Origin of the sequence: Streptomyces sp. LS1784, assembly GCF_020103755.1 — a bacterium.
Taxonomy (GTDB): domain Bacteria; phylum Actinomycetota; class Actinomycetes; order Streptomycetales; family Streptomycetaceae; genus Kitasatospora.
Window position 1 is genome coordinate 1 of the sequence record NZ_JAHSQD010000362.1, and the last position, 8,591, is coordinate 8,591.

Genomic DNA, 8,591 nt, shown 5'->3' on the forward strand with positions numbered 1-8,591 from the left:
TGAGCGCGGCCGCCCGGTTCGGCGCGTTCCGCCGGGCCGCCGCCCGTCCCGTGGCGGCCGAGCAGCCCCCCGCCGGGGCGCCGACCACGGACCCCGACACCATGACCGACGCTTCCCCCGTCACCGAGAAGGACACCTGATGAGCAGTGCCACCGACCGTGACCTCGACTGGCTGCTGGAGAACCTGCTGGCGGCGACCCCCGGCACCCGGCACGCCCTGGTTCTCTCCGCCGACGGCCTCAAGCTCTGCCACACCGCCGGACTGAGCACCGACCAGGCCGATCAGCTGGCCGCCATCGCCTCCGGACTCCAGAGCCTGGCGCACGGGGCCTCGATCGAGTTCGGCGACGGCAGCGGCGGCGTGCGTCAGTCGATGACCGAGTTCCACGGCGGCATCCTGTGCATCGTGGCGGCCGGCGAGGGCGCGCACCTGGCGGTGGTCACGGACGACGACGCGGACGTCGGCGTGGTCGGCCACAACATGCACGGCCTGATCGAGCAGATCGGGGTCCACCTCAGCGCGCCCGCCCGGGGCGGGGAAGGCGAGGCCGCCGCGCAAGAGAGCGCGACGATATGAACGCCGGGCCGGTGCTGCCGGGCTGCGATGACGATCCGGACCGCCTCTACACCATCACCTGGGGCCGCAGCCGGGCTCCGGAGAACGCCTTCGACCTGGTCACCCTGATCGTCGCCGAGCGGGAACCGGCGCCCGGGATGCAGTCGGAGCACGTCCGGATCCTGCGGATGTGCGAGGCCCCGACCGCGGTCGTGGAGGTGGCGGCGGAGCTGGCGCTGCCCGTCTCGGTGGCGAAGATCCTGCTCGGCGACCTGCTGGAGTCCGGGGCGGTCACCGCCCGTCACCCCCGGTTCGCGCCGAACAAGGCCCGGCTGCCCGACCTCGACACGCTGAAGCAGGTGCTGCATGGCCTCCAACAGCTCTGACGCCCGGCCCGCCGACGCGCGCACCCCGCTGCGGTCGACTGCCGACAACGCGCTGAAGATCGTCGTGGTCGGCGGCTTCGGCGTCGGCAAGACCACGCTGGTCGGCTCGGTCAGCGAGATCCGCCCGCTGAACACCGAAGAGGTGATGACCAAGGCGGGCGAGGGCATCGACCCGGCCGGCGCCTGGGGCAAGCGCTCCACCACGGTCGCCTTCGACTTCGGCCGGATCACCCTCTCCGAGCGCCAGGTGCTGTACCTGTTCGGCGCGCCCGGACAGGAGCGTTTCTGGTTCCTCTGGGACCGGCTGTTCAGCGGCGCCCTGGGCGCGGTCGTCCTGGTGGACACCCGGCGGCTGGAGGACTCCTGGTACGCGATCGACCGGCTGGAGCACCACGGCACGCCGTTCATCGTGGCCCGCAACAACTTCGGTGAGCCGAGCCACACCCTGGAGCAGGTCCGCGAGGCGCTGGACCTGCCGGCCGAGGTGCCGCTGGTGGACTGCGACGCGCGCGACCGCGAGTCCGGCAAGCGGGTGCTGATCGCCCTGGTCCACCACCTGGCGGCCCTGGCCGGGGCCGACGAGGCCGCCCTGACCGACGGGGTCGCCCCGGCCACCGTTGCAGGTGAGGCCGTCCCGGTCACGGTTGCAGGTGAGGCCGTCCCGGCCACCGTTGCCGGGGGCGAAGAGGCAGCCCCGGCCGGGGAGCCCGCCCCGGCGGGGCCCCGCACCGCGATCTACGAGGAGAGCACCCCGTGACCGAGCCCGCCGCCACCCCGCCCCCGGGCTGCCCGGCGCACGCCGACGCCACGCCGCTGTACGGGCCGCGCTTCCAGACCGACCCGTCCCAGCTCTACCGCGAGCTGCGCGCCGTGCACGGCCCGGTCGCCCCGGTCGAGCTGGCCGGCGGGGTGCCCGCCTGGCTGGTCATCGGCTACCGCGAACTCCAGCAGGTGACCGGCCAGCCGCAGCTGTTCGGCCGTGACTCCAGCCGCTGGCACGCCTGGGCGACGCTGCCCGCCGACTGGCCGCTGAAGCCGATGATGGCGCCCGTCCCCTCGATCCTCTACGCGGAGGGCGAGGAGCACGTCCGGCGCTCGCGCGCGGTCACCGACACGCTGGCCGGGATCGACCCGTACGAGCTGCGCAAGCACGCCGAGGAGATCGCCGACGGACTGATCGACGAGTTCGCCGGGCGCGGCGAGGCCGATCTGGTGGCCGAGTACGCGCACCGGATGCCGCTGCTGGTGCTGTGCCGGGTGCTCGGCCTGGACGAGGAGCAGGCGCCGCAGCTGGTCGCGGCACTGCTGGCGATGGTGGACGGCGGCCCGGACGCGCCGACCGGTGCCCAGAGACTGCTGGAGCTGATGTCCGCGCTGGTCGAGGAGAAGGCCGAGCACCCGGGCGCCGACGTCGCCTCGCGGATGCTGGCGCACCCGGCCGGGCTGACCCACGACGAGGTGATGCGCGACCTGCGGGTGCTGCTGATCGCCGGCCAGCAGCCGACCTCGTACTGGGTCTCCAACGCGCTGCGGCTGATGCTCACCGACGAGCGGTTCGCCGCCTCGCTGGCCGGCGGCCGGCGCAGCATCAGCCAGGCGCTGAACGAGGCGCTCTGGGAGGACACCCCGACCCAGATCTTCGCCGGCCGCTGGGCGGTCCGCGACACCCAGCTGGGCGGCCAGCGGATCGGCGAGGGCGACATGGTCCTGCTCGGCTTCGCCGGGGCCAACGCCGACCCGTCGGTGCGGCAGGCGGACGGCCGCCCGGCGGAGGGGAACCGGGCGCACATGAGCTACTCGTACGGCGAGCACGGCTGCCCGTTCCCGGCCCAGGAGGCGGCCGAGGTGATCGCCACCACCGCGATCGAGGTGCTGCTCGACCGGCTGCCGGACCTGCGGCTGGCGGTGGCCGAGCACGCACTGGTGTGGCGGCCGTCGGCCTGGGTGCGCGGGCTGGTGGCACTGCCGGTCTCGTTCACCCCGGGCCATCCGGCCTGATCCACCAACACCCGCCGTTCGAAAGAGAGTTGTCGATGACTGCTGCCCCGGCCCGAATCGTCCTCGACCCGCTGGCCCGCGACAACGCGGCCGAGGGTGCGCTGCTGCGGGCCGCCGGCCCGGTGGTGCCGGTCGAGCTGCCCGGCGGGGTCGCCGCCTGGGCGGTGACGCAGCACGCCGCCGCGCGCGACCTGCTGACGGACGCCCGGCTGGTGAAGGACGCCGCACACTGGGCGGCCTACCAGCGCGGTGAGGTGCCGAAGACCTGGCCGCTGATCGGCCTGGCGGTGCCCGGCCCGAGCATGGTGACCACCGACGGCGCCGAGCACCGCCGGCTGCGGGCGCTGGTCGCGCAGGCCTTCACCCCGCGCCGGGTGGAGCTGATGCGCCCGCGCGTCGAGGAGATCACCCACGCGCTGCTGGACGGCCTGGCGGCGGGCGAGCCGGTGGTGGACCTCAAGACGGACTTCGCCTTCCCGCTGCCGATGACGGTGATCTGCTCGCTGCTGGGCGTGCCGGAGTCGGACCACGGCCTGCTGCGCGACCTGTACGAGCGGTTCTTCGGCATCAAGCCGAACCCGGAGGGCATCCAGGCGACCGTCGCCGGACTGAACGCCTTCGTCAACAGCCTGGTGGCGCAGCGTCGTTCGGCTCCCGGCGAGGACCTGGCGAGCGTGCTGCTGGCGGCCGACACCGAGGGCGGGGCGCTGACCGACGCGGAGGCGGCGGCCACCCTGCGGGTGATCATCGCGGCCGGCCACGAGACCACGGTGAACCTGATCGGCAACGCGGTGCGGGCCCTGCTGACCCACCCGGACCAGCTGGAGCTGGTGCGTTCGGGCCAGGTGTCCTGGGACGCGGTGGTGGAGGAGTCGCTCCGCTGGACGCCGCCGACCAGCAACTTCCTGTTCCGCTTCGCCGCCGAGTCCATTCCGGTCGGCGAGGTGGTGATCCCGCCCGGCGAGCCGGTGCTGGTCTCGTACAACGCGATCGGCCGTGACCCGCTCCAGCACGGGGTGACGGCCGAGGTCTTCGACATCACCCGGGACCCGACCCGCCACCTGTCCTTCGGCCACGGCCCGCACGTCTGCCCGGGCTCCCCGCTGGCCAGGCTGGAGGCGGGGATCGCGCTGCCCGCACTGTTCGAGCGATTCCCGGGGCTGTCGCTTGCGGTGCCGGACGCCGAGCTGCGGCCGAGCCCCTCGCTGGTGGTGAACAGCCTGCTGGAGCTGCCGATCCGACTGTTCTGAACATTCGTCACGTCCTGGGGGCCTCGTCCGGGTTTACGGTCGGGGCCTTCGACTTCTGGTGGCGGCGGTCCGGAAATCGCCTGGTCGCGGGTCACGGTCGGGACACCGGCTTGTGAAGGTCGAACGTGGACCTTGGCGGGCGGCGGCGGCTGCGTTAACGTCTTCGATCAGTCCGGCCGCCGTCCGCCCGTGATTCCGTCCGCGATCCCTTGTAGGCCCATCTCCGGTACAGCGCAATGTCGTTCAGTCCACCGTCGGCAGCATGCCCTGGCGAGGAGAACCGCATTGACCCTCAACCCGACCGCTCCGCATCCGAGTCACCGTCGCCGTCTGGCCGCCGTGCCCGCCCTGGTGGCGGCGCTGGCCTTGACGGCGGCCTGCTCCAACAGCTCAGGCGGTTCGGGTGGCGGTGGCGGAGGATCGGCCGCTTCGCTGTCCGGTGACTGCGCCAAGTACCAGCCGTACGCCGGGCATTCGGGCACCACCGTGACGATGTTCGCCTCGATCCTGAGCCCGGAGTCGGACAACCTGGAGAAGTCCTGGGCCGAGTTCGGCAAGTGCACCGGGATCAAGATCAGCTACGAGGGCTCGAACGACTTCGAGTCCCAGCTGCCGGTCCGGGTCTCCGGCGGCAACGCGCCGGACTTCGCGATCATCCCGCAGCCGGGCCTGCTGGCGCAGATGGTGAAGAGCGGCAAGGTGGTGAAGCCGCCCGCCCAGACCGTTGCCAACCAGGACAAGTGGAGCCCGATCTGGAAGACCTACGGCTCGGTCAACGGCACCTTCTACGCGGCCCCGATGAGCGCCAACATGAAGTCCCTGGTCTGGTACTCGCCGAAGGCCTTCAAGACGGCCGGCTACGAGGTGCCCAAGACCTGGGCCGACCTGATGGCGCTCAGCGACCGGATCGCCAAGGCGGGCGGCGCCAGGCCGTGGTGCGGCGGCATCGCCTCCGGGACGGCCACCGGCTGGCCGGCCACCGACTGGCTGGAGGAGGTGGTGCTGGGCTCGTACGGCGGCGAGGTGTACGACCAGTGGGTCGGCCACCAGGTGAAGTTCTCCGACCAGAAGATCACCACCGCGATGAAGACGGTCGCCGACTGGATGCAGAACCCGGCCTGGGTCAACGCGGGCTTCGGTGACGTGAAGTCGATCGCCACCACCACCTTCCAGGACGCGGGCACGCCGATCCTGAGCGGCAAGTGCCTGATGCTCCAGCAGGCCTCGTTCTACGAGGCGCAGTGGCCCAAGGGCACCAAGGTCGGCCCGGACGGGGACGTCTTCGCCTTCCACCTGCCCGCGGTGAACCCGTCGATCGCCAACCCGGTCGAGGGCGGCGGCGAGTTCCTGGCGGCGTTCTCCGGCCGGCCCGAGGTGCAGGCGGTGCAGAACTACCTGTCCAGCTCGGACTGGGCGAGCAGCCGGGTGAAGACCGCGAGCGGCTGGGTCTCGGCCAACCAGGGCGTGGACAAGAGCCTCTACACCGACCCGATCGACAAGCTGTCGGCGGAGGCCCTGACCGACCCGTCGGCGACCTTCCGCTTCGACGGCTCCGACCTGATGCCGGCTGCCGTGGGCGCCGGGCAGGAGTGGAAGTCGCTGACCGCCTGGTTCGCCGAGGGACAGTCGATCCAGAAGACCGCCGCCGACATCGACGCCGCCTGGCCGCAGTAGAGCCGGGCCGTCGACCGGCCCGACCTCGCTCCGGCCCCGCTCCGGCTCTGGCCCCGGTTCCGGCTCTGGCCCCGGTTCCGCGGCGGGGCCGGGCGCACCGAGGACCACCTGTCGAGGGCGGTGCGGGGCCACCCACCCGCACCGCCCGCCCCCTTCCCACCACGCCCGAAGGGACGCGCAGCCATGTCCGTACCCGGATTCCCGTCACCCGCCGCCGAGTTGGCCGCCGGGGGGCTGGCCACCGAGAGATTGGCGGCCGGCGCCTGGAGCGACGCGGCGGTCAAGTTCGGCAACACCTTCGGCGCCGTCGCGGGCTTCCTGGGCATCCTGCTGGTGGTCTTCCTGGCCGCCGGACGGGCCCGGGGCCGCCTGGCCCGTCCGCTGGCGGTCGCGCTCTTCCTCGGCCCGGCGGTGCTGCTGCTGGCCGTCGGCCTGGTCGTACCGCTGGTCCGCACGGTCTACCTCAGTCTCCAGAACGACGACGGCACCCGGTTCGTCGGTGGCGAGAACTTCGGCTGGGCCCTCACCTCCGACTCGGTGCGGGAGGTGCTGGTCAACACGCTGCTCTGGCTGGTGGTCGTGCCGCTGGTGGCGACCGGGCTGGGGCTGGTGCTGGCACTGCTGGTGGACCGGATGCGCGGCCAGTCGGTGTACAAGTCGCTGATCTTCATGCCGATGGCGATCTCGCTGGTCGGCGCGTCGATCATCTTCAAGTTCGTCTACGAGTCGCGCGGGCCGGGCCAGCCGCAGATCGGCTTGCTCAGCCAACTCGCCGTCGCGGTGGGCTGGGACGATCCGCCGAACTGGTTGCTCTCGCAGCCGCTGAACACCTTCCTGCTGATGGCGGTGATGGTCTGGGTGCAGACCGGTTTCGCGATGGTGGTGCTGTCGGCGGCGATCAAGGCGATCCCGGACGAGGTGGTGGAGGCGGCCCGGCTGGACGGCGCGAGCGGGGTGCGGCTGTTCTGGTACGTCACCGTGCCGATGATCCGCACCACGGTGATGGTCGTGCTGACCACCGTCATGCTCATCACCCTGAAGTGCTTCGACATCGTCCGCACCATGACCGGCGGCAACTTCGGCACCCAGGTGCTGGCCAACGAGATGTACTCGCAGTCCTTCGTCCAGTTCAACGCCGGGCGGGGCAGCGCCCTCGCGGTGCTCCTCTTCCTCGCGGTGCTGCCGCTGGTGGCCTACAACATCGTCCAGTTGCGGAAGGAGCGTGAGGTCCGGTGATCGGGACGGACGGTCGGGAGAAGCCGGTGCGGAAGGCCTTCAGCAGCCCACTGGCCTCGGTGTTCGTGATCGCGATGACGGTGCTCTGGACGATCCCGACGCTGGGCCTGCTGGTGACGTCGCTGCGGCCCAAGCAGGACGTGACCGCCAGCGGCTGGTGGACCACCTTCCTCCACCCGGACCTCGGCCTCGGGAACTACCACTCGGTGCTGTTTGAGGGCGGGTCCGGCGTCTCCACGGGCCTGATGCCGTTCCTGGTCAATTCGCTGGCGATCGCCGTCCCGGCGACGGTCTTCCCGCTGGTACTGGCCGCGATGGCGGCGTACGCGCTGGCCTGGGTGAGGTTCCGGGGGAGCGACGCGGTCTTCTTCACGGTGTTCGCGCTCCAGGTGGTGCCGCTCCAGATGGCGCTGATCCCGCTGCTTCGGCTGTTCGCCGGCGGTGCGCACCTGGGCCCGCTGACGCTGATCCCGGCGGTGGACCTGAAGGGCAGCTACGCACCGGTCTGGCTGGCGCACACCATGTTCGCGCTGCCGCTGGCGGTGTTCCTGCTGCACAACTTCATCGCCCAGCTGCCGCGCGACCTGATGGAGGCCGCGGTGGTGGACGGTGCCTCGCACTTCAAGATCTTCCGTTCGATCGTGCTGCCGCTGTCCACCCCGGCGCTGGCCTCGTTCGCGATCTTCCAGTTCCTGTGGGTCTGGAACGACCTGCTGGTGGCGCTGACCTTCGCGGGCGGCACACCGGAGGTGGCGCCGATGACGGTGCGCCTGGCGCAGCTGTCCGGCTCGCTCGGCGGGCGCTGGGAGCTGCTCACGGCCGGGGCGTTCCTGTCGATCATCGTGCCGCTGATCGTCTTCTTCAGCCTCCAGCGGTACTTCGTCCGGGGGCTGCTGGCCGGGTCGGTGAAGGGGTAGCCGGGAGTCCTTGGCGGTGAAGGCGCTCTGAACGCGTTCAGAACAGATTTTTGAACCTGTTCAGAATGGTCTACAGTCGGCAGCGGCCGCGGCGCCGAGCGCGCCCGCCGGCGGACCGCCCGACGGGCGGCTTCCGCATGCCCGCCGACCACTGAGGGGGACTCATGCCAGGTCCGTCCACACCTGCCTCGTCCGATTCGCCGGGTTCGACCGTGTCGCCCGGTCCCATCGAGTCGCCCGGTCCGACCGCGTCGGAGAACCCGTACGACCCGTACGGTCCGTACCGTGCGGCGGGCCCCGGCCCTCGGGGCGTGCCGGGCCCGAATCGGGCGCCCGGCGCGCCGGTGCCCTCGGTCGGCACGTGGCTGCGCCGCAGCGATCCCGAGCGCCGGGCGGCGGCCACCCCCAGGGTCCTCCTGGCTGCCCTGCTCACCGGCCTGCTGGCGGCCTGGCTGCTTTACGACGGCCTGGGGCCCAATCTGCTGCTGCTCGGCGCCGCCACCGCCGCCGGGGCCGGGATCGCCGCCCGCGCGGCCGGACGCCGGATCCGGCCCTGGACGGCGGTGTGGAGCCT

At 72.0% G+C, this 8,591-nt stretch carries 8 protein-coding genes and 1 pseudogene; all 9 read left to right on the forward strand.

Features of this window, described 5'->3' with window-relative positions; all coding sequences use genetic code 11:
• Positions 1–139: 139 nt before the first annotated feature.
• A complete protein-coding gene (locus tag KS423_RS30880) occupies positions 140–577 on the forward strand; it encodes a roadblock/LC7 domain-containing protein (protein WP_224283070.1) in 438 nt (145 codons plus the stop codon).
• Complete coding sequence (locus tag KS423_RS30885) at positions 574–942, forward strand: DUF742 domain-containing protein (protein ID WP_224283071.1); 369 nt, start codon at positions 574–576, stop codon at positions 940–942. The genes KS423_RS30880 and KS423_RS30885 overlap by 4 nt, the downstream gene beginning before the upstream one ends.
• The gene (locus tag KS423_RS30890) at positions 923–1,699 is read left to right on the forward strand and encodes an ATP/GTP-binding protein (protein ID WP_374120057.1); all 777 of its coding nucleotides are present in this window, start codon (positions 923–925) and stop codon (positions 1,697–1,699) included. Before KS423_RS30885 ends, KS423_RS30890 begins: the two co-directional genes overlap by 20 nt.
• Positions 1,696–2,940: a cytochrome P450 gene (locus KS423_RS30895; RefSeq protein ID WP_224283072.1), complete on the forward strand. Its 1,245-nt coding sequence runs from the start codon at positions 1,696–1,698 to the stop codon at positions 2,938–2,940. The genes KS423_RS30890 and KS423_RS30895 overlap by 4 nt, the downstream gene beginning before the upstream one ends.
• Before the next feature lie 35 nt (positions 2,941–2,975).
• Complete coding sequence (locus KS423_RS30900) at positions 2,976–4,190, forward strand: cytochrome P450 (protein WP_224283073.1); 1,215 nt, start codon at positions 2,976–2,978, stop codon at positions 4,188–4,190.
• A gap of 285 nt (positions 4,191–4,475) precedes the next feature.
• Positions 4,476–5,864 (forward strand): ABC transporter substrate-binding protein, encoded by a 1,389-nt coding sequence (locus KS423_RS30905; protein ID WP_224283074.1) that lies wholly within the window; start codon positions 4,476–4,478, stop codon positions 5,862–5,864.
• A gap of 183 nt (positions 5,865–6,047) precedes the next feature.
• Entirely contained in the window at positions 6,048–7,100 is a 1,053-nt protein-coding gene (locus KS423_RS30910; protein ID WP_224283075.1) for a carbohydrate ABC transporter permease, read from the forward strand.
• Entirely contained in the window at positions 7,097–8,017 is a 921-nt protein-coding gene (locus tag KS423_RS30915; RefSeq protein ID WP_224283076.1) for a carbohydrate ABC transporter permease, read from the forward strand. Before KS423_RS30910 ends, KS423_RS30915 begins: the two co-directional genes overlap by 4 nt.
• 311 nt (positions 8,018–8,328) lie before the next feature.
• A pseudogene (locus tag KS423_RS30920) lies at positions 8,329–8,591 on the forward strand (DUF4173 domain-containing protein); the annotation flags it as partial.

What these genes read in the sequence shown, in the direction of transcription:
- KS423_RS30880 (WP_224283070.1), top strand. Translation starts at nt 140, where the DNA reads ATGAGCAGTGCCACCGACCGTGACCTCGACTGGCTGCTGGAGAACCTG.
- KS423_RS30885 (WP_224283071.1), top strand. Translation starts at nt 574, where the DNA reads ATGAACGCCGGGCCGGTGCTGCCGGGCTGCGATGACGATCCGGACCGC.
- KS423_RS30890 (WP_374120057.1), top strand. Translation starts at nt 923, where the DNA reads ATGGCCTCCAACAGCTCTGACGCCCGGCCCGCCGACGCGCGCACCCCG.
- KS423_RS30900 (WP_224283073.1), top strand. Translation starts at nt 2,976, where the DNA reads ATGACTGCTGCCCCGGCCCGAATCGTCCTCGACCCGCTGGCCCGCGAC.
- KS423_RS30910 (WP_224283075.1), top strand. Translation starts at nt 6,048, where the DNA reads ATGTCCGTACCCGGATTCCCGTCACCCGCCGCCGAGTTGGCCGCCGGG.